This is a genomic window from Streptomyces sp. NPDC038213 (genome assembly GCF_055600495.1).
Genome location: NZ_JBVJYM010000001.1, coordinates 502948 through 524171 on the forward strand (window position 1 = coordinate 502948; position 21224 = coordinate 524171).

At 74.8% G+C, this 21224-nt stretch carries 16 protein-coding genes; 10 read left to right on the forward strand and 6 right to left on the reverse strand.

All coding sequences use genetic code 11. The features are described from left to right. Positions 1-20 precede the first annotated feature (20 nt). Positions 21-1067, forward strand: coding sequence for an AraC family transcriptional regulator (locus ACZ7JZ_RS02350; RefSeq protein ID WP_470932250.1), 1047 nt, complete (start codon positions 21-23; stop codon positions 1065-1067). A gap of 134 nt (positions 1068-1201) precedes the next feature. Further along, a complete protein-coding gene (locus ACZ7JZ_RS02355) occupies positions 1202-2431 on the forward strand; it encodes a lipase family protein (protein WP_470932252.1) in 1230 nt (409 codons plus the stop codon). A 281-nt stretch (positions 2432-2712) separates the two neighbouring features. Here ACZ7JZ_RS02355 and ACZ7JZ_RS02360 read toward each other — a convergent pair whose 3' ends face one another. The 5 genes from ACZ7JZ_RS02360 to ACZ7JZ_RS02380 form a co-directional block, all read right to left on the reverse strand. Continuing rightward, entirely contained in the window at positions 2713-4413 is a 1701-nt protein-coding gene (locus ACZ7JZ_RS02360) for an alpha/beta hydrolase (protein ID WP_470932254.1), read from the reverse strand. Positions 4414-4485: 72 nt separating this feature from the next. After that, complete coding sequence (locus tag ACZ7JZ_RS02365) at positions 4486-6333, reverse strand: AMP-dependent synthetase/ligase (protein ID WP_470932459.1); 1848 nt, start codon at positions 6331-6333, stop codon at positions 4486-4488. A 226-nt stretch (positions 6334-6559) separates the two neighbouring features. Then, positions 6560-7096 carry a hypothetical protein gene (locus tag ACZ7JZ_RS02370; protein WP_470932256.1) on the reverse strand — a complete coding sequence of 179 codons (537 nt, stop codon included), beginning with the start codon at positions 7094-7096 and terminating at the stop codon, positions 6560-6562. Positions 7097-7316: 220 nt separating this feature from the next. After that, positions 7317-8645, reverse strand: coding sequence for a dicarboxylate/amino acid:cation symporter (locus ACZ7JZ_RS02375; RefSeq protein ID WP_470932258.1), 1329 nt, complete (start codon positions 8643-8645; stop codon positions 7317-7319). Positions 8646-9063: 418 nt separating this feature from the next. Further along, positions 9064-9336, reverse strand: coding sequence for a DUF4229 domain-containing protein (locus ACZ7JZ_RS02380; protein ID WP_470932461.1), 273 nt, complete (start codon positions 9334-9336; stop codon positions 9064-9066). A 210-nt stretch (positions 9337-9546) separates the two neighbouring features. Here ACZ7JZ_RS02380 and ACZ7JZ_RS02385 point away from each other — a divergent pair, with 210 nt between their 5' ends. The 8 genes from ACZ7JZ_RS02385 to ACZ7JZ_RS02420 all read left to right on the forward strand — a co-directional run bounded on the left by ACZ7JZ_RS02385 (position 9547) and on the right by ACZ7JZ_RS02420 (position 17773). Beyond that, complete coding sequence (locus ACZ7JZ_RS02385; RefSeq protein WP_470932260.1) at positions 9547-10125, forward strand: NADPH-dependent FMN reductase; 579 nt, start codon at positions 9547-9549, stop codon at positions 10123-10125. Positions 10126-10202: 77 nt separating this feature from the next. Beyond that, the gene (gene epsC / locus ACZ7JZ_RS02390; RefSeq protein ID WP_470932462.1) at positions 10203-10790 is read left to right on the forward strand and encodes a serine O-acetyltransferase EpsC; all 588 of its coding nucleotides are present in this window, start codon (positions 10203-10205) and stop codon (positions 10788-10790) included. A gap of 148 nt (positions 10791-10938) precedes the next feature. Continuing rightward, positions 10939-11979 carry a PLP-dependent cysteine synthase family protein gene (locus tag ACZ7JZ_RS02395; RefSeq protein ID WP_470932262.1) on the forward strand — a complete coding sequence of 347 codons (1041 nt, stop codon included), beginning with the start codon at positions 10939-10941 and terminating at the stop codon, positions 11977-11979. A 66-nt stretch (positions 11980-12045) separates the two neighbouring features. Beyond that, positions 12046-12300: a tautomerase family protein gene (locus tag ACZ7JZ_RS02400; protein WP_470932264.1), complete on the forward strand. Its 255-nt coding sequence runs from the start codon at positions 12046-12048 to the stop codon at positions 12298-12300. Further along, positions 12297-13583 (forward strand): MFS transporter, encoded by a 1287-nt coding sequence (locus ACZ7JZ_RS02405; RefSeq protein ID WP_470932266.1) that lies wholly within the window; start codon positions 12297-12299, stop codon positions 13581-13583. The genes ACZ7JZ_RS02400 and ACZ7JZ_RS02405 overlap by 4 nt, the downstream gene beginning before the upstream one ends. Next, positions 13580-16132: an ATP-grasp domain-containing protein gene (locus ACZ7JZ_RS02410; RefSeq protein ID WP_470932268.1), complete on the forward strand. Its 2553-nt coding sequence runs from the start codon at positions 13580-13582 to the stop codon at positions 16130-16132. The genes ACZ7JZ_RS02405 and ACZ7JZ_RS02410 overlap by 4 nt, the downstream gene beginning before the upstream one ends. Further along, positions 16129-17424 carry an ATP-grasp domain-containing protein gene (locus ACZ7JZ_RS02415; protein ID WP_470932270.1) on the forward strand — a complete coding sequence of 432 codons (1296 nt, stop codon included), beginning with the start codon at positions 16129-16131 and terminating at the stop codon, positions 17422-17424. The genes ACZ7JZ_RS02410 and ACZ7JZ_RS02415 overlap by 4 nt, the downstream gene beginning before the upstream one ends. 187 nt (positions 17425-17611) lie before the next feature. Further along, on the forward strand, positions 17612-17773 hold the full coding sequence (locus tag ACZ7JZ_RS02420) for a hypothetical protein (RefSeq protein ID WP_470932272.1): 162 nt from the start codon (positions 17612-17614) through the stop codon (positions 17771-17773). Positions 17774-17893: 120 nt separating this feature from the next. Here the strand turns inward: ACZ7JZ_RS02420 and ACZ7JZ_RS02425 are convergent, their stop codons facing one another. After that, entirely contained in the window at positions 17894-21079 is a 3186-nt protein-coding gene (locus ACZ7JZ_RS02425) for an AfsR/SARP family transcriptional regulator (RefSeq protein ID WP_470932274.1), read from the reverse strand. Between the last annotated feature and the right edge of the window lie 145 nt (positions 21080-21224).

Sequence of the window (21224 nt, forward strand, 5' to 3'; positions counted from 1 at the left end):
ATTGGGGCTACCGTCGGAGCATGGGGAGGCGGACGATCACCGTGCACCACGTGCGGGCGCTGCTGGCCGGGGCCCGGCGCAGCGGGCTCGACACCGCGCCGCTGCTCCAGGCGGCGCAGATCCCGCCGCTGCTGCTGGGCGACGACCGGGCCCGGGTGACCCCGGCGCAGTTCGCGCGGCTGTTCCGGGAGCTGTACCGGGCCACGCAGGACGAGTTCCTCGGGCTGGGTCCGGTGGCGAGCCGCCCGGGCACCTTCGCGATGATGTGCCACGCCTGCCTGGGCTGCCGGGACCTGGGGGCGGCCATCGGGCGGGGCAGCGCCTTCTACGGGCTCTTCCCGGGCGGCCCGCAGCTCGCGCTGGAGGCGGTGGAGGGGGGCCGGGTCCGGTTCGCCGTGCGCAGTGAACTCGCCGACGACGAGGAGCGGTTCCTGACCGAGTGCCTGCTCGCGATCTGGCACCGGCTGTGCAGCTGGCTGATCGGGCGGCGGATCCCGCTCGCCCAAGCCTCCTTCGCCTACCCCGCGCCGCCGCACGAGGAGGAGTACGGGGCGCTGTTCGGCTGCCCCGTGCGGTTCGGCGCGGAGCTGACGGCGGCGGAGTTCGACGCCCGCTGGCTGACCGCCCCGCTGGTGCGCGACGAGGACGCGCTCGACGCGATGCTCCGGCGGACCCCGCACGACCTGCTGGCGCGCCCGGAGTACGGCACGACGGTCGGGCAGCAGGTCCGGCGCGCGCTGGCGCGGGAGCTGCGGTGCTCGCCGCGGCTGCCGTCGCTCGGCGAGACCGCGGCCCGGCTGGCGGTCAGCCCGGCCACGCTGCGGCGCCGGCTCCAGCAGGAGGGCACCTCCTTCCAGCAGCTGAAGGACCAGGTGCGGCGGGACGCGGCGATCGCGGGGCTGGTGGAGAGCGGGGAGCCGATCGCGGAACTGGCGGCGCGGCTGGGCTTCTCGGAGGACACGGCCTTCCACCGGGCCTTCCGGCGGTGGACGGGCACGACTCCGGGGGCGTACCGGGTCAGCGGGGAGCCGCCGGGGGCGGGCGGTACGGGGGCGGGCGGCACGTAGGCGGGCCGGACGGGCCGGGGGCCGTGTGAGGCCGGGTCAGGAAAGCTGAGCTGCCCGGTCAACGACGTTCCTACCGGTCGGTCACTACGGTCTCCTCACCTGCCCCCACACCGGAACCACCGGGAGAGCCGCCCATGCGCATCCGCCGTTCCGCCCCGGCCGCCACCGCGACCGCTGCCCCCGCCACCGCGACCGCGGCCGCGGCCGCCCTCGCCGCCGCCCTGCTGCTCGCCGCGGGCGTTCCCGCCGCCGCCGCGGGCGCCGACGGGGCGCCCGTATCCGCCCCTGCCCCTGCCTCCGCCTCCGGATCCCCCGGCGAGCTGGTGTCGGCCGTCCCCTCCGCCTTCCGCCCGCTGCCGGGCCAGTGGACGAACACCCGCGCCTGGAAGATCCACTACCGCTCGACCACCGCGGACGGGGCCCCCAACACCGTCTCCGGAACCGTGATCGTCCCCCAGGACGGCCGCACCGGACCCCGCCCCCTGGTCACGTACGCCGTCGGCACGGTCGGGCTCGGCGACTCCTGCGCCCCCAGCAACAACCTGCCCCACGGCACGGCCATGGAGGCCAACCTGATCCAGCAGCTGACCCTGCGCGGCTGGGCCGTGGTCGTGACCGACTACGAGGGCCTCGGCACCCCCGGGGTGCACACCTACACCGTCGGCCCCTCGGCCGGGCACGCCGTGCTCGACGCCGCCCGCGCCGCCCAGCGGCTGCCGGAGGCCGGGCTGTCGGCCGCGGGCCCGGTGGGCATCATGGGCTACTCCCAGGGCGGCCAGGCGGCCGGCTGGGCCGCCGAACTGCACGGCTCGTACGCGCCGGAGCTGAACGTGAAGGGCACCGCGGCCGGCGGGGTCCCGGCCGACCTGCTGCGCGTCGCGGACTTCAACAACGGCTCGTACGGCTCCGGTCTGATCTTCATGGCGGCCGCCGGGCAGGACGCGGCCTTCCCCGAGCTGCGGCTCGACAGCTACCTCAACCCTGCCGGGAAGGCGCTGATCGGCTTCTTCAAGGAGAACTGCGTGGCCGTGGACGCCGTGGCGGGCTCCTTCAAGCGGATCTCCGACCTGACGACGTCCGACCCGCTCGCCCGGCCGGACTGGCAGGGCCGGCTCAACCAGTCGAAGCTCGGCCGGACGGCGCCCGCGGCGCCGGTGTACCAGTACCACGCGGTGGGGGACGAGTTGATTCCGTACGGCGTGGGGCGGCAGTTGCGCGCCGACTGGTGTGCGCGGGGGGCGCGGGTCGAGTGGGAGACGATCTGGGTGGGTGAGCACGTGAGCGGGGTCATCACGGAGTCGGTGGCCGCGGGGAACTGGCTCGCGAACCGCTTCGCCGACCGCCCGGCCCCGACCAACTGCTGACCCCGGGTCCCGCTGCGCGGGGCCTGCACCCCACCCCGCCCCTTCCCGAAACCGGGGGCAGGCCCCCGGCCCCCGTTCCGTGCGCTCCGCGCCCGGTGCGCTCAATCGCCGCGCGGGCTGGATTTTGCTGCGCAAAATCATCAGCCCTGCGCGGCGGCATCAGCCACATCCAGCCTCGCCGGCGTTTGAGGCGCGGGGTCTGGGGCGGAGCCCCAGTTCGGGAAGGGGCGGGTAGGGGAAACGGCCCCGCGCAGCGGAACCGGGTTGGGGGCGGGGCCCCGTTACTCGCCGGAGGGGCAGGAGCGGGTGCCGTGGGGGAGGTGGCCGTTCAGGAGGAAGGCGTTGACGCGGGAGCGGACGCACGCCGACGCCAGGTACGCACCGTGGCCCTCCCCCTTGTAGTCGAGGACGACCGCCGAGCCGAGCCGCTCCGCCGTCTCCTCCGTCCACCGGTACGGGGTCGCCGGGTCCCCCCGGGTCCCGACGAGCAGCATCCGCGGCGCACCGGGCCGGTCGATCTTCCGGATGAAGTCGGTCCCCGGGGGCCGCCCGTAGCAGGCCAGTACGGTCATCAGCTGGCGCGGCCCGAAGATCGGGGAGGCCTTCCTGAACTCCTCGGACAGTTCCTCGACCTCCCGTTCCACCGCCTCGGGGTCCTTGAGTTCGGAACCGCGGTCGGGGTCGTCGGCGCAGTTCACGGCCATGAGGGCGGCGTCCTGGTTGTCGGCGGGGACGAGCCCCGGGGGGACCGTGCCGGTGCCGGAGCCCTCCCCGGCGGGGGAGGATTCCGGCACCGGCTCCGGCTCCGGTACCGGCTCCCCGAAGCCGCCGCCCAGCTCCAGCAGCCCGGTCGGGTCCCCGTCCCGCTCCACGCGCGCGAGCCCGCGGGCCAGCGCCGGCCACATCGCCCGGCTGTAGAGCGCCAGCGAGACGGCGTCGGCCACGTCCTGTCCGGTGAAGGACATGCCGGCCCCGCCGCCCAGCGGGTGCTCGTCGAGGCGGGCGACCAGCGCGGCCGCCCTCTCCTTCGCCGTGCGGGTGTTGGTGCCGTACACGCAGTCGCGCTGGTGGGCGCACCAGACCAGGAAGTTGTCGAAGGCCTGCTGCTGCCCCTTCGCGGAGACCAGGGCCTGTTCGGCGAGCGGCTCGGTGAGGGTGTCGACCCCGTCGAGCACCATCCGGCCGGTCCGCCGGGGGAACTGGGCGGCGTACACCGCGCCGAGGCGCGTGCCGTACGAGAAGCCGAGGTAGTCGAGGCGGCGCTCGCCGAGGGCGGCGCGGATCACGTCCATGTCGCGCGAGACGTTGACCGTGCCGATGTGCGGCAGGACGGGGCCGGAGTTGCGGGTGCAGCGCTCCACCACCGCGCGCAGGGCGGCCAGTTGGGCGGCCGCGTCCGCGCCGGGCGGGGTGTCGGGGGCCAGGGAGCCCCCGCAGCTGACGGGTTCGCTGCCGCCGATGCCGCGCGGGTCGAAGGTGACCAGGTCGTACGACTCCCCGAGGTCCGCGAAGTCCTTGCGGCTCGCGGCGAGGGTGTCGATGCCGGGGGCGCCGGGGCCGCCGAAGTTCAGCAGGAGGGAGCCGAGTCGCTGGCGGCCGGTGGCCGGGATCCGGGCCAGGGCGAGCACGGCCGTGCCCTTCGCGGGGTGCGCGTAGTCCAGGGGGACGGTGAGGGAGGCGCACTGGAGGGGTCCGGCGGGGCGGCCCTCGCAGGGGCCCCAGCGGAGCTCCTGCCCGTGGAAGCGCGCGAGGGGGTCCGCGGCCGGCGGCTTGGGGGAGGGGGCGGAGGGGGCGGAGGGAGGGGGTGTGGGCGTGGGCGCTGCGGCCAGGGAGACGAGGGCGAGCAGGCCCGCGGTGCCGGCCAGCCAGGCGCGGAGGGCGGGGCGGGAGCCCGTACGGGCGGCGGTGCGGGCGTCCGCTGGGGGCTCCGTACCGGCGGGGGAACGGCGGCGGGCGGCGGTGCGGGGGCGAGAGCGGTGCACGGCACCCTCCTCGGGCTCGGCCTGCCCCCGGACCACCATAAGGTCCCGGTCCGGCACCCGCCCGCCGGGCCGTCACTGCCGGTACAGGTCCTCGATCTCCGCCTCGAAGTCCTGGAGGATCGCCGCGCGCCGGAGTTTCAGGGACGGGGTGAGGTGCCCGCGCGCCTCCGAGAAGTCGACGGGGAGCACGGTGAACGCGCGGATCGACTCGGCGCGCGAGACCTGCGCGTTGGCCTCGTCCACGGCCCGCTGGAGCTCGGCGCGCAGCTCCCCGTCCACGGCCAGTTCGGCGCGCCGCAGCGACTGCTTGCGGCGCATGGTGCGCCAGTGCTGGAGCCCGTCGGGGTCGAGGGTGATGAGGGCGGTGATGTACGGGCGGTTGTCCCCGAGGACGAGGCACTGGCCGACCAGGGGGTGGGCCCGCAGCCAGTCCTCCAGCGGGGCGGGGGCCACGTTCTTGCCGGCGGAGGTGATGAGGAGGTCCTTCTTGCGGCCGGTGATGGTCAGGTAGCCGTCGGCGTCGAGGGCGCCGATGTCCCCGGTCGGGAGCCACTGCGCGGCGTCGGTGGCCGGCACGATCACCCCGGCGGCGGAGTCCCAGTAGCCGCTGAAGACGTGCTGCCCGTACAGGAGGACCTCGCCGTCCTCGGCGATGCGGACGGCGGTGCCGGGCAGGGGGCGGCCGACGGTGCCGAGGCGGGGGGCGAGGGGCGGGGTGACGGTGGAGGCGCCGGTGGTCTCCGTGAGCCCGTAGCCCTCGTACACCTCGATGCCCGCGCCCGCGTAGAAGGCGGCGAGGCGCTCCCCGAGCGGGGACGCGCCGCTGATCACGTACTTGACCCTGCCGCCGAGCGCGGCCCGGATCCGGCGGTAGACGAGCAGGTCGTACAGGGCGTGCGCGGCCCGCAGGACGGGCCGGGGGCGCCGGCCGGCCACGCGCAGCACCCCGACCCGGCCGGCGATGCGGGCGGCGCGGTCGAAGGAGGAGGCGCGGCCCATGCGCTCGGCGGTGGCGCGGGCGGTGTTGTAGACCTTCTCCAGCACGTACGGGATGGCGAGCAGGAAGGTGGGGCGGAAGGAGGCGAGGTCGCGCAGCAGGTCGTCGCCCGCGATGCTGGGCGCGTGGCCGAGCCGGACCCGGGCGCGGAGGCAGCCGACGGCGACCATGCGGCCGAAGACGTGGGAGAGCGGCAGGAAGAGCAGGGTGGAGGGGGCCTCGTCGGTGGCCCCCTTGAAGGCCGGGTGCAGCAGCTCTACGGCGTTGTCGACCTCGGCGAAGAAGTTGGCGTGGGTGAGCACGCAGCCCTTGGGCACGCCGGTGGTGCCGGAGGTGTAGATGACGGTGGCGACGGACGGGGGCCCGGTCATGGCCCGCCGCTGCTCGACCTCGGCGTCGGGGACGTGCGCCCCGGCCCGCTTGAGCCGGTCGAGGGCGCCGGTGTCGAACTCCCACAGGTGGTGCAGCCCCGGCAGGTACGGGCGCTCCCCGCTGACCAGCCGGGCCTGGACGGTGTCCTCGACGGCGCAGGCCACGGCCCCGGAGTCCTGCATGATCCAGCGGACCTGGACGGCGGAGGAGGTGGGGTAGACGGGGACGGTGATCAGCCCGGCGGCCCAGGCGGCGAAGTCCAGCAGCGTCCACTCGTACGTCGTACGGGACATGATCGCGATCCGGTCCCCCCACTGGAGGCCCTCCGCGATCAGCCCCTTCGCCACGGCGAGCACCTCGGCGGCGAACTCGGCGGCGGTCAGGTCCTGCCAGCCGCCGTCGGCGGTGCGGCGGGCGATCACGGCGGCGGCGGGTTCCTCGGCGGCGTTCGTGAACGGGATGTCGCCGAGCGAGCCGTGCTCCGGCACGGAGGCGAGCGCGGGCACGGCCACCTCCCGCACGACCCCGCCTGCCCCACCTGCCACGTGCATCACCGGCTCGGACACGGATCCTCCTCACGTAGGGGGCGCGAGTTACCGTCGGTAATTAACTCACGGGTAACCCCGCCTGAGAACCCCTTGCACAGGACCGCCACACCCCGCACACGGCCGCAGCCCCCGCGGGGAGGCCCCGCGGGGGCTGCGGAGGCGGCGCGGGGCCGCCCGGCCCGGACCGTCCGGCCCGCGCAGTCCCCGCCCGCGTCAGTCCCCGCCCGCGTCAGTCCTCGCCCATGGAGAACTCGCAGGGGAACTCCCGCTCGTACTCGATCCCGCCGTGCCGGTAGGTCACCTCGCAGGTCCGGATGGCCGCGGGCGCCGCTCCGGTCAGGGTCAGGCGCGCCGCGTAGAAGACGTCGCCCTCCTGCCCCGGCGCCACCCGGACGGGCTTCCCGGAGAGGTCGGACAGCGCGTCCCCGTTCTCGGCCCGCAGGCTCAGCGGCACCCCGCCGGCCTCCTTCCGGCTGAACGCGGCGTACCGGTCGACCCTCAGCGCAGCGGACTTGCCGACCACCCGGACGCGCAGCACGTCCACGGGCCCGTCACTCACGTTCTCCAGCAGGGTCAGCACGGCCCAGTGGCTCTCCCCGGGTGCGGGCTCCGACACCCCTACGCCGCCCGAACCCAGCCCCGCCAGCGCGTTCCGGCCCTCGTACGTCACCGCCCAGGCGACCCCGCCGCCCGCGGCGAGCACCGCCGCGGCCACCGCCCCGACGGCCCGCGCCCGCCGCCCCGCACCGCTCTTCTTCTCCACCACGACTACCCCCCTGTACGTACCGTCCGGGCCGATCGCCCCCTGCGATGATCACAACCCGCCCCCACCCGGCCCCACCGATGTGAGCAGGTCCAGAGGTCCGGCGGCCCGAGCCGGGCAGGAGCCCCGGGGCGACCGGCCCCGCAGCACACCGCAGCCCCCGCCCGGACGGGGGCGGGGGCTGTGGTGGTCCCTGTGGGGGGGGTGTGCGGGGCTGCGGGGGTCAGGCCGCGGCCGGGGTGGGGGTCGCGAGGGGGTCGCGGTCGTCGATGGGGGAGGACGAGGCGGAGGCGTAGGCCTCGCGGTCGAGGATGCCCTCGCGGGCGGCGACGATGACCGGGACGAGGGCCTGGCCGGCCACGTTGGTGGCGGTGCGGATCATGTCCAGGATCGGGTCGATGGCCAGCAGCAGGCCGACGCCCTCCAGGGGGAGGCCCAGGGTGGACAGGGTGAGGGTGAGCATGACCGTGGCGCCCGTGAGGCCGGCGGTGGCGGCGGAGCCGACCACCGAGACGAAGGCGATCAGCAGGTAGTCGCCGATGCTCAGCGGGACGTCGAAGATCTGGGCGATGAAGATCGCGGCCAGCGCCGGGTAGATCGCGGCGCAGCCGTCCATCTTGGTGGTGGCGCCGAACGGGACGGCGAAGGAGGTGTACTCCTTCGGGACGCCGAGGCGCTCGGTGACCTTCTGGGTGACCGGCATGGTGCCGACCGAGGAGCGGGAGACGAAGGCCAGCTGGATGGCGGGCCAGGCGCCCTTGAAGAACTGGAGCGGGTTGACCTTGGCGACGGTGGCCAGGAGCAGCGGGTAGACGCCGAAGAGGACCAGGGCGCAGCCGATGTAGACGTCGGCGGTGAAGGTCGCGTACTTGCCGATCAGGTCCCAGCCGTAGTCGGCGATGGCGTAGCCGATGAGGCCGACGGTGCCGATCGGGGCGAGGCGGATGACCCACCACAGGGCCTTCTGGAGGAGCGCGAGGACCGACTCCGACAGGGCGAGGACCGGGGCGGCCTTCTCGCCGAGCTGGAGCGCGGCGATACCGGCGACGGCGGCCATGAAGACGATCTGGAGGACGTTCAGCTCGGTGAACGGGGTGATCACGTCCGAGGGCACGATGCCGGTCAGGAAGTCGATCCAGGAGCCGGTGTTCTCGGGGGCCTTGCCGTCCTTCGGGGTCAGGCCGGTGCCCGCGCCCGGGTCGGTGAGCAGGCCGAGCGTGATGCCGATGCCCACCGCGATCAGCGAGGTGATCATGAACCAGAGCAGGGTGCGGGAGGCCAGCCGGGCCGCGTTGTTGACCTTGCGGAGGTTGGTGATCGACACCAGGATCGCGAAGAAGACGAGCGGGGCGACGGCCAGCTTCAGCAGCTGGACGAAGATGTCGCCGACCTTCTCCAGGGTGGTGTAGAGCCAGCCGATGTCCTGGCTGCGGGCGAGCCAGCCGAGCAGGACGCCGAGCACGAGGCCGGCGACGATCTGGGCCCAGAAGGGGAAGCTGAACGAGGACTTCACGGGCGCCTTGGGCGCTGTGGTCTTCGGGTTCGCGGACACGGACACACTCCGGTAGTGGCGCACGGGGGTGGGGGGATGGTTCGGGTGGTGCGGTGCGGCAGCCGTAAGCGGGCCGGCCGGGACCGCTGCTGAGGTGCTTGCTGAATTCGTTTCAGCGGATCTGGCTGTGCGGAACGAGGACTTCAGCGACAGCAGCAGGCCGCGGACACGCGGCGGCAGAGATCGACGTGCAGGCGCGCCACGAGCAGGGTGCTCATGGCCGGGTGGGGCGCGGCTGCGGTCATCATGTTTCACACGCTAACACTTGCCCTTTGAGATTCTCAAAGTCTTACTTTGAGCCATACTTCCGCAGGAACGCCGAAACCCCGGCGCAGGAACGGAAAGTCCTGCACCGGGGCGGGCGGAGTGTGACGAACCTTACGAAAGGTCCAGACCGGTCACCCGGGGGGTAAACCGGTCACGAGGCGGCGCGGGCGGCGTCGTCGGCCTCGTCCTCCTGGCTGCGGTTGTCGGCCAGCCGGTCCTTCGCGCTCTCGACGCGGCCGCTGATCTGTACGGACATCTCGTCGCGCTGCTTGCGCAGCAGGACGAACGACAGCGGGGCGGAGAGCACCAGCGCGAGCAGGGCCACCCAGGCCAGGTTGGCGTCGCCGATGCCGGCGGGCAGCACCTTCAGCTGGACCAGGCCCGTCACCGCGAGGAAGCAGCCGGCGAAGATGCCCAGCCGCATCGCGGTGTAGCGGATCGTTGCGCTCGCCTTGGGAGCAGCCACGGCAGCCCTCTCTCATCCTCCGGAAGTTCTTCCCGCCCAGTGAAGCACGAGCGCGTTCGCTCGCGTGAAGCGCCCCGGGAACGGAGCGGGAGGGGTTCGGGAACCGCGGGAGGGAGTCTCCGTCCAGTCGAAGGCCTGCCGACCGGGCAGCCGAGGAGAGGGGTTCCCGTGGCAAAGATCGTTCTGGTGTCCGGCAGCGCGCGCCGGGAATCGGTGAACAGCGCCGTACTGGCGACCGTGGAGGGGATCCTCGCGGACCTGCCCGGGGCGCACGAGGCGGCGTGGCTCGACATCACCGCGCTCCCCCACTACGACTGGCTCCTGGAGCAGGCCGACGCCTCCGCCGGGGTCCGGGCCGCGAAGGAGCTGGTCTCCGGCGCCGACGCCCTCTTCTTCAGCACCCCGTCGTACAACGGCGAGATGCCGGGCGCCCTCAAGAACGCCCTCGACTGGCTGTCCCGGCCCGGCGGCGCCTCCCCGCTCAAGGACAAGCCCGCCGCCGTGGCCAGCGCCTCCCCGGGGGCCCGCGGGGCGGTCGACGCCCAGCCCGGCCTGACCGGGGTCCTCACCCGCTGCGGCGCCCGCGTGGTCGAGCACGGGCCGGTGGCCGTCGGCGGGGCCGGGAGCCTCCCGCGGGAGGACGGCCGCTACACCGACCCCGAGGTCGTCGCGCAGCTGACCGGCCTCACCCGGGCCCTGCTCGCCGCGGCCGACGCGGTGGACGAGCGGGTGGAGGTGCTCGTGTGATGCCGGCCGACCCGAACCGGCCCGCGGGCCCCGCCGACCCCGGCCCGGACCCCGCAGCCGCAGGGCTCACCGGCCTGATGCGCACGCTGAAGGAGGACCTGGACGTGGTCGTGGCCCGGGACCCCTCCATGCGCAACCGCCGTGAGGCCCTGCTGCACGCGGCCCTGCCGGCCCTGTGGGCCCACCGGGTCGCGCACCGGCTGCACCTGCGCGGACTGCGGCTGACCGCCCGCGCCGTCGCCTGGCTCGCCCGGCGCGGCACCGCGGTGGAGATCCACCCGGGCGCCCGGCTCGGCCGCCGCGTGTTCATCGACCACGGGGCCGCCGTCGTGATCGGCGAGACCGCGGTGGTCGGCGACGACGTGACGATCTACCACCAGGTCACCCTGGGCGCCGTCGGCTGGTGGAGCGACAACGCCCGCCCGGAGGGCGAGCGCCGCCACCCCGTGGTCGGCCACGACGTGGTCCTCGGGACGAACGCCACCGTGTTGGGGCCCGTCACCATCGGCGCGCACGCCGTCATCGGGGCGCAGGCCCTGGTGAACAAGGACGTGCCCCCGGGGGCCCGGGTGCTCGCCGCCACCGCCGTGGTCAAGGCGGTCGGCGCGCAGCCGCAGCCCATGGAGGACCTGTACGCCGTGACCGCCTCGGCCGGGTCCTGGTAGCCGCCGCCCCGGCCCGCCCCACCCCGCAGCGCCCCCTTTCCCCGCGGCCTCCCCCGCGGACGCCCCCGCGAACACTCCCTCGGCGTACGGCCCCCGTCCCGGCCCGCCGCCGCCCAGCCGTACGCCCCGACGTGTGAGGAACCGCCCCATGAGCACCGCCGACAGCACCCGTACCGCTTGCACGCCCCACACCACCCGCACCACCCGCCCCATCGCCGACAGCATCGAGGACCTCGTGGGCTCCACCCCCCTGATCCGGCTGCGCTTCGAGGACTCCGCCCCCGGCACCGAGGTGCTGGCCAAGCTGGAGTCCGCGAACCCGATGTCCAGCAGCAAGGACCGCGCCGCCCTGTACATGCTGCGCGCCGCCGAGCTGCGCGGGGAGCTCACCCCGGGCAGCGGCACCGTCATCGAGGCCACCTCCGGCAACACCGGCATCTCCCTGGCCGCGTTCTCCGCCGCCCGCGGCTACCGCTGCGTGATCGTGCTGCCCGACAGCGCCACCGCCGAGCGCGTGGCGCTGCTGAAGGCCCTCGGCGCGGAGGTGGTGCAGACCCCGCGCGAGGCCGGCTACCCGGGGGCCATCGCCAGGGCGCAGGAGCTGCACGCGGCCACCCCCGGCTCCTGGTTCCCCTGCCAGCACGAGAACCCCGCCAACGTGCAGGCCCACTACGAGACCACCGGCCCGGAGATCTGGACGGACACCGCGGGCCGCATCGACGTGCTGGTGTGCGGGGTCGGCACGGGCGGCACCCTCAGCGGGGCCGCGAAGTACCTCAAGGAGCAGGACCCGTCGATCCGCGTGGTCGCGGTCGAGCCCGAGAACTCGCCCGTCCTGTCCCGGGGCACCGGCGGCCTGCACCGCATCCCCGGGCTGAACGGCGGGTTCGTCGCGCCGACCACCGACGTGTCCCTGATCGACCGGGTCGTGACCGTCTCGGACGAGGACGCGATGTCCGCCGCCCGCACCCTCGCCCGCCGCCAGGGCATCTTCGCCGGGGTCTCCTCCGGCGCCGTGGCCCACGCCTGCGCCCGCCTGGCCGCCGAGCCCGATTTCATCGGCGCCTCGATCGTCGCCGTGCTGCCGGACACCGGCGAGCGCTACCTGAGCCTCTGGGACGAGCCCGGCGCCCCCGCCGACCGCCCCGCCACCGCGGCTGCGGCTCCCGCGCCCGCTCCCGCCTCCTGACCCCCGGCCCGCCGCCGCGGCCCCCGCTCCCCCACAGCCCACTCCCCCACAGCAAAGGAACCCGACATGCCGGTGATCACCGTCGACTGGTGGAAGGGCAACGACCGTGCCCAGCGCGCCGAGCTCGTCCACGAACTGACCCGGACCGTCGCCAGGGTCGCCCACTGCCCCGACGAGGCCGTGACCGTGATCGTGCGCGACGTGGAGCCCGGCCACTGGGGCAAGGGCGGCGTCCTCTCCGACACCCCGTGCGCCAGCGCCGCCGCCCCCGCCAGCACCGGCCCGGGCAGCGGCCCCGCGGACGACGGGGCGGCGCAGTGAACTTCCGCGAGCTGCACCCGAACATCAAGCTGCGGCTCGCCGTCGGGTTCGTCCAGCGGCTGCTCGGCATCATGCTGATGCCGCTGATGGTGATCCACCTCGCCGCCCTGTACGGGGCCGCGACCGCCGGCGTGCTGACCCTGGCCGTGGCCGCGGCGGGCATCGCCAGCAACTTCCTCGGCGGCCACCTGGCCGACGTGTACGGCCGCAAGCCCCTGATGGTCGCGGGCGAGCTCGGCGCGACGGCGACCTTCGCCCTCCTCGCGCTCGCCAACTCGCCCTGGTGGCAGTCGGGAGCGGCGACCTTCGCCCTCTTCCTGCTGAACACCTGCCTGGCCGGGGCGGCCACCCCCGCCGCCGACGCGATGATGATCGACGTCTCCACCCCGGAGAACCGGCAGCTCGTCTACACGGTCAACTACTGGTCCATCAACCTGGCCTTCACCGCGGGCGCCCTGATCGGCGGCTTCTTCTACGGGGAGCACTTCACCCTGCTCCTCGCCGCCTCCGCCGTCCTCTCGGCCCTGACCACCCTGGTCGTCTGGGCCAAGATCGCCGAGAGCGCCCCCGCGGGCTCCCGGGAGCAGGCCGCCGGCATCCCCGCCATGCTCCGCGGCTACCTCGCCGTCTCCCGCGACCGGGTCTTCCTGCGGCTGCTGGGCGCGGCGATCCTGACCCGCGCCGTCGAGGTGCAGATCGGCTACTACATCGCCGTACGCCTCTCCGAGGAGTTCCCCGCCCAGGCCCTGGCCGGGCTGGAGCGCTGGTTCCCGCAGGTGGACGGCGTGGCCATGCTGGGCATCCTGCGCGCGGTCAACACCGCGCTGGTGGTGGCCTTCGCCCTGTTCGCGGGCAGCATGTTCCGCCGGCTGTCGGACCGCGTACGGCTCTACGCGGGCACCGCCGTGTTCACCGCCGGGTACATGGTCCTCGCGGTCAGCAACAGCGGCTGGATCCTCATCGCGGCGGCCGTGCTGCTGACCGTCGGCGAGATCGCGAACGTCCCGGTCAAGCAGGCCGTCCTGGCCGACCTGATCGACCCGGCCGCCCGGACCAAGTACCTGGCCGCCTACGGGCTCAACGCCCGCATCGGGCTGCTGATCGGCTCCCTGTGCGTGACGCTGGGCGCCTTCGTGCCCCCCGTCGGCATGAGCCTGCTGTACGGGGCCTTCGGCCTCGCCGCCATCCTCGTCTACCGCTCCCTGCTGCCGCTGCGCGAAGCGCGCGCCGCCGCCCCGGAGCCGCAGGCCGCCGTCCCCCTCGAGAGCGGAGCGCCGTCGTGAACCACCCCCGCCACCCCGACCGCCTCCTGATGGTCATGCCGTACGAGCAGCTCGTCCGCAAGGCCGTGGAGGCCGGCTTCTCGGTCTGGTCGATCTGGGACCCGGCCCTGCGCTCCCCTGAGTACCTGGCCTCGGTCGCCGTGCACTCCGAGCGGCTGGAGCTCGTCGACTTCGCGGACGAGGCGGCCCTGCGCGCCCTGGTCCGGACCATGGCCGCCGAGCACGGCATCGGGCACGTCCTACACCTGGGCAGCGAGGCCAGCATGGCCCCGGTGCTCGCGGAGGCGCAGGCCCTCGGGCTGTCCCCGAACACCGCCGAGTCCGTCCGCCTCCTCAACGACAAGAACGCGATGCGCCGGCTGCTCAACCGGCACGGGGTCTCCGCGGTCCGGGCCCGGCAGGCCGGCACGGCCGGCGAAGTCGGGCCGCTGCTGGCCGGGTTCGGCTACCCGGCCGTGGTCAAGCCCGCCAACTCGGCGGGCAGCCGCGGGGTGGCCCTGGTCCGCAGCGGGGACGAGCTCGCCGAGTGGACCGCGCGGGTCGCGGCCGCCGGGCTCCAGGGACCCTTCGTGGTCGAGGAGTTCCTGGAGGGGCCCGAGTTCAGCGTGGAGACGCTCACCGTCGACGGGATGCACCGCGTGGTGGGGATCACCGCGAAGCAGACCGGAGGCCCGCCCGGGTTCGTCGAGACGGGGCACGTGCACCCGGCGCCCCTGTCCCCCGAGGACGCGGGGGCGGTCCGCTCGACCGTCACCGCCCTGCTGGACCTGGCCGGGTACGAGTTCGGGCCCGCGCACACCGAGGTGATCCTCACCCCGGCCGGACCGCGCATCGTGGAGTCCCAGGCCCGCCTCGGCGGGGACCGCATCCCGCTGCTCGTGGAGGTGGCGACGGGTTTCGACCTGGAAGCCGCCGTGTTCCGGGCGCTCGCCGGGGAGCCGGTCACCGTGCCCGACCCGGTCCGCTGGGCCTCGGTCGGCTTCTTCCAACTGCCCGCCGGACGCCTGGAGTCCGTCGCCGACCTCGCGGAACTGCGGGCGCCGGAGCACGTCCACGCCCTGCACTTCCCGTACCGGCCGGGGGACGAACTGCCCCCGACCACCGACTCCGCCACCCGCCACGGCTACGCCGTCGTGTCCGGGGCCACCCCCGGGGAGGCCGAGGCCCGCGCGGCGGCCGTCGGCGCGGGCCTGGACGCCCGTACCTCCCCGGTCCCCGCGTCTTCCCCGCCTCCCGCGGCCCCCGCTGCCCCCGCCCGGCGGACCGTGCTGCTCGTCGGCGCCACGGACCAGCACCTCGCGCGGGCGAAGGACCTCGGCGTACGCGTGGTGCTGCTCCAGCACCCCGACAAGGTCAACGCGTACCAGACCGGGCTGGCCGACGTCCTGCTGATGATCGACTACACGGACTGGGAGACCGTGCGGCCGCTGGCCGAGGCGGCCCGCCAGGCGTACGGCTTCGACACCGTGGTCTCCCTCACCGAGGGCGGGCTCGACACCGCCGCCCTCCTGAACGAGCACTTCGGCTTCCCGGGCACCCGCCCCGAGGTCAGCCGCCGGCTGCGCAACAAGCACCTGATGCGCCGGCACCTCAGCGAGCGGGGCGTGCCCACCGTCCACTGGGACCGGGTGTCCGACCGCGCCTCGCTGGAGGCCTTCGGCCGCCGGGCGGGCTACCCCTTCATCATCAAGCCGACGGACGCCACGGCGGGCTTCGGCCTGATGCGGGTGGCCGGGCCGGCGGAGCTGGACGCGGTGTGGGAGCGGATCGAGGAGCTGCGCGGGCGGCGCACCGACCGCGGCTCGACCCTGTTCACCGTCCGCGAGTTCCTGATGGAGTCGTACATCGACGGGCCCGAGTTCAGCGTGGAGGCCTTCAGCTTCGGCGGCCGGCACGTGGTGGTCGCCGTCACCGAGAAGCTGGTGGACGAGGCGCACTTCGCCGAGCTGGGGCACGCCCTGCCGGCCCGGCTGGCCCCGCGGGACCACGAGCGGATCACCGCCGCCGTCGTGCAGTTCCTCGACGCCATGGGCCTGGCCGACGGCCCCAGCCACACCGAGCTGCGGCTCGGCCCCCGCGGACCGGTGGTCATCGAGTCCCACAACCGGGTCGGCGGCGGGCACATCAACGAGCTGGTCGAGGCGGCCTACGGCATCGACCTGATCGGATACGGCATGGCCTGGCCCCTGGGCCTGGCCCCCGAACTGCCGGGGCCGCCGCCGGCCCGGGCCGGGGCCTGCACCCGCTTCGTGCTCCGCGACCCCGGCACGGTCACCGCCGTCTCGGGCGTGGCGGAGGCCGCGGCCCGCCCCGGGGTGCTGGCCGTGGAGGTCTCCGTACGGCCCGGGGACCGGGTCCGCCCGCTGCGCGACAACTGGGACCGGCTCGGCTTCGCCGCGGTCACGGCCGCGGACACGGACGCGGCGGTGGCCCTCTGCGAAGCGCTCACCCGGGAACTCCGCATCGACGTGACCCCGCCCGCACCCGCCGCACCCGTCCCTTCCCCCACTCCCTCCTCCCCCTCCCCCGACCTGGAGGTGGCGGCATGACCGCCCTCGTCCTGCACCGCTTCCCCCTCGGCCCCTTCCCCTACGACCGCTGGCTCGACGGGCTGGACGGCGGGGTGGTGATGATCGCCGCCCGCGACCGGATCGCGGCCGGGGGCGAGCAGCCGCCCGGCGGGCCCGGCGGCTACCGGCACCTGGAGCTGATCGACACCTTCGACGACGAGGCGCTCGTGGACGGGCTGGCCCTGCGCCTCGCCGACGAGTACGGCGTCACGCACGTCATCGCCCACCACGAGGCCGACCTGATCCGGGCCGCCCGGCTCCGCGAGGAGTTCGGGCTGCCCGGCCAGCTCCCGGAGGAGGTCATGCCCTTCCGCGACAAGGTCCTCATGAAGTCCCGGCTGGCCGCGGCGGGTATCGCGGTGGCCCCGCACACCGTGCCCGGTTCGGCCGCGGAGGTAAGGGAGTTCGCCGTAGCCCACGGGCTGCCGCTGGTCTTCAAGGCCCGGGACGGCTTCGGCTCGATCGGCCTGCGGATCGTACGGACCGCCGGGGAGCTGGACGCCGTACTGGCCGAGTCCTTCCCGGAGGCCTCCCCGGAGTCCGGTCCGCAGCCGGGCGCCGACCGGGATCCGGGCCCCGCGGCCGGCCTGCTGCTGGAGGCCTACGTGCCCGGGCGGATGTGCCACGTGGACGGGGTGGTGGCGGGCGGGCGCACGGTCATGGCCTGGCCCTCGCAGTACCAGTACGACCTGTCGTCCTTCCAGGCCGACGGCGAGGCCCGGGTGGACCTGACCCTGGCCCCCGGGGACCCCCTCACCCCCCGGCTGCTGGACCTCGCGGACCGGGCGCTGGCCGCGCTCGGCGGACCGGCGGACTGCGCCTTCCACGCCGAGGTGTTCCACACCCCGGACGACCGGCTCGTGGTCTGCGAGGTCGCGGCCCGGCCTGCGGGGGCGCGGATCCGGGACGTGCTGACGGCCGTGTTCGGGGTGCACCCGGTGGAGCTGGCCGCGCGGGCGGCGACGGGGCTGCCGGCGGCGGCTCTGGAGAACCGGTCCGGCGGCCGGGAGCGGCTGGAACCCGTCCGTATGGCGGGCCAGGTCCTGATGATGAAGCGGCCGGGAACGGTCCGCCGGATTCCGGCCACGCCGGAGGAGCCGTGGGTGGAGTTCTACGGGGTGTTCGCCGACCCGGGCGAGGTGCTCGGCGAGGCCGCCATCTCCTCGGACTTCCTGGCGGCCGCGGTCCTGTCGGCGCCGACCCGGGAGGAGTGCGAGCACCGGCTCCGCGCGCTGGGGGCCCGGTTCGAGTCCGAAATCGCGATCGACTGACCCGTTCCGGCCACCGCGGACGGGGTCGGCGGCCAGGTGGCGGACAGCACTGTCAACCGGCTTGTTCCCGCTGTACTGTCCGACGTCGGTAACGCGGCGGGAACCGTTGGGGAACGGCCGCCGCGAGTCTCCGTGGTGTCGCAAGCACCACGCACGACACCACGGAACCACAGGGGCGGGGAAAGAAATGCGCAGCAAGTTCGCCGGATTCGGCATCGCCGGAATGATCGCACTGGCCATCACGCTGGGGCTGGGCGCGGGCGTACCGGACCGGCAGGCGGAGGCCCACTACACGGCCGGCACGGACACCGGTCCGGGCGCCCCGGTGCCGGCCCCGCCGCGCCCCTGACCCGTCACGACGCGCACGCCGGACCCGGCACGCACCAGACGCGGAGACGGCCCGTCCCACGGGGGGACGGGCCGTCTCCGCGTTGTGCACGGCTCCCGGACCCTCAGGCGGCGGCCCGGCTCACAGGGGGCGGCGGGCGTGCGGCGGTACCCCCATCGCATCGAAGAGCCCGGCGGACCCGGCCCGGCTCTCGGCCGCCCGCGCCGCGTCGCCCAGCCCCTCCGCGGCCCGCCCGATGCCCGCCAGCGCGCGGGCCTCCTCGATGCGGTACTCGGCCGCCGCCGCACGGCGGTGCGCGCTCTCGAAGAACTCCAGGGCACGGGCGTCGTCGCCGCGCTCCAGCCACAGGCCGCCCAGCAGCCGTTCGACCACCACCTGCCGGGGCGGGGCCGTGCGCCGCTCCAGCAGCTCCAGCGCCTGCCGCTCGTAGCCGGCGGCCTCGTCGGCCCGGCCCAGGTGCTGTGCGAGGGCCGCCATCAGGGCCATCGTCACCGCGAAGCTCTCGGGATGGCGGGACTCGTCGAACAGCACGAGGGCCTGCTTGAGGCACTGCTCTGCCTCGGCGAAGCGGTCGACGTCCAGGTGCGCCGAGGCCAGGACGTTCAGCGCGGCAACCTCGCTGTCCGGATTGCCGAGCTCGCGCGCCAGTCCGGCGGCCCGCTCCCCCGCACCGACGGCATCCGGTGTGCGCCCCAGCCAGGCGTACGTGCTGCTGAGCGAACTCAGTACGTAGATCTCGGCGCGTACCGCACCCGTCTCCTGGTGGACCGCCACCGCCAGCTCCTGGTAGCGCAGGCCCTCCGCGAGCTCGCCGAGGCAGCTGTGCAGGAGGCCCAGGCTCTCCAGAGCGGCCCCCTCACCCAGGCGCTCCCCCTGTTCGCGCGCGAGCAGCAGCGCCTCCTCGGTGACCGCGATCCCCTCGCGGAACCGCCCGAGCTTCCACAGCACGGACATCTGGTTGGTCAGGCTGACCCGCAGCGCGCGCGGGTCCGCGAGCCGCCGGGCCGCCACGATCGCGACCTGGCCGACCCGCAGGTACTGCTCCAGGTACGTCCGCATGTTCAGGAAGAACACCAGGTTGCGGGCCACCCACACGGCGTGCCGTGACAGCCCCTCGGCCTCCGCCGCAGCCACGGCCGCGGCCAGCGCGTCGGCCTCCCGCTCGAACCACGCGGCGGCGAGCGAGTCGTCTCCGAGGGGCGGGAGCGCCGCCCCGCCCCCCGCCAGCCCCGTCTCGTAGCGGGTGCGGCCCGGGAAGAGGGTGGCGCACGCCGATTCTGTGGCGGCGTAGAAGTAGTCCAGGAGCCGTTCCAGGGCGGCCTCGTCGTCCGGGCGGGTCTCCTCGTTGCGCAGGCTCTGGGCGAAGCTGCGGACCAGGTCGTGGAAGGCGTAGTAGCCCAGCTCGTGCTGCTGTACGAGGTGCATGTCGAGGAGGTCCTCCAGCAGGTCCTCCGCGTCCCGCGGATCCGCGCCCAGCAGCGCCCCGGCCGAGTGCACGTCGATCTCCGCGCCCGGGTGCAGCCCCAGCAGCCGGAAGGCGGACCGGTGGTCCTCGCCCATGGCCTGGTACGACAGCCTCAGTGTGGCCGCCACGCTCCGCTCGCCCGAGCTCAGCTCGTCCAGCAGCCGGGTCTCGTCGCCGAGCCGGTCCACCAGGTGCTGGAGGGTCCAGCGGGAGCGGTTGCGCAGCCGGGCCGTCGCGATCCGCAGGGCCAGCGGCAGGTGCCCGCAGAGCGCGGCCAGCGCCGCCGCGGCCCCCGGCTCCCGCCCGGTGCGCCCGGCGCCCAGGGTCTCGGTGACCAGGGCCAGGCTGTCGGCGGGGGACATCACCCCGAGGGATATCCAGCGGGCCCCGTCCAGTTCGACGAGCCGCGCCCGGCTGGTGACCAGCACCAGGCAGCCGGGCGAGGCCGGCAGCAGCGGGCGGACCTGGGCGGCGTCGGAGGCGTTGTCGAAGAGCAGCAGCAGCCGGCGGCCGACCAGGGTGGCCCGCCACAGGGCGGCCTGCCCGCTGGGCTCCTCGGGGATCCGCTCCCCCGGCACCCCGAGGGTGCGCAGCAGGCTCGCGATCACCGAACCGGGCTGGAGCGGCTGCTCGCCGGGGGTGTAGCCGCGCAGGTCGATGTGCAGCTGCCCGTCGGGGAAGTGCTCGGCGAGGCGGTGTGCGGCGCGGACGGCGAGGGTGGTCTTGCCGGTGCCGCCCATGCCGTCGACGGCGACGATGGCGGTCCCGGTACCAGTCCCGGTCCCGTCGCCCCCGGCCTCCTGCCCGCTCCCGAATCCGGCGGCGGCCAGCAGGTCCTGGAGCTCGCGCTCGCGGCCGGTGAAGTCGGCGAGGTCGTACGGGAGGGTGCAGGGCGCGGCCCCGGAGCCCGTACCGGCAGCGGGACCGGTCCCGCTGCCGCCGGCCGGGTTCCCCTCCCCGGCCCCCGCGGCACCGGCCGGGGACGCCTCCCCGAGGCCGGACCCGGAGCCGGACCCGGCAGCCTCACCCCCGCCGGACCCCGCGGCCGCCCCCGGCGGAGCCACCGGCTCCGGTGCGGCCAGTTCGGGGCTGTCGCGCAGGATGCCCTCGTACAGCCTGGCCAGCCGCGGACCGGGGTCCACGCCCAGCTCCTCGACCAGCAGCTCCCGGACCCGGCCGAACTCCTCCAGGGCCTCCGCCTGCCGCCCCGACCGGTACAGGGCCAGCATCAGGTGGCCGCGCAGGGTCTCCCGCAGCGGGTGCGCCGCGACCAGTTCGCGCAGGTCGCCGACGAGTTCGGCGGTCTCCCCGCGGTCCAGCCGGAGCTGGAACAGCTGCTCGGCCGCGGCGAGCCGCCGCTCCTCCAGCGCCGTGGACGCGGAGGCGACGACGGGGCCGCCCGCGCCCGCGAGGACCGGGCCCCGCCACAGCTCCAGTCCGGCCCGCAGCTCCGACTCGGCCCCGGCCCGGCGGCCGGCCGCCAGCTCCTCGCGGGCCCGCCGGGCGTGCCGCAGGAACAGGCTCAGGTCGAGCTGCTCCTCCGCCAGCACCACCCGGTACCCCGGCCCGTCGGTGGCGATCACGGCGCTTCCCCCCGGAATGCGCCGGCGCAGATCGGCCACGGCCTTGCGGATCTGGTGCGAGGCGGTTGCGGGCGGTTCGTCCTCCCATGCGGCTTCCACGAGCCGCGCCACCGGCACCACGCGGCCCGGTTCCAGAAGCAAAGTCACCAGGACCCGTTCCTGGATCGGACCGCCCAGTCTCAGCCGTTCCCCCGCCGCCCAACCCTCCAGCGAGCCAAGGACGTTGAACCGCACCCCGACCTCGTTCCGCTCCGCCATGGCCCCCACCTGTCTTACGCGCAAAACCCCAGGTAGGAGCCCTGCTGTGAAAAGAGAGTAAAGGGTTCCCGGATCCGGCGGTACTGCCACGGGAGGTGATCGGGAACCCCGAAACCCAGGCTTCACGAGCCAGCAGGAGTGAGCA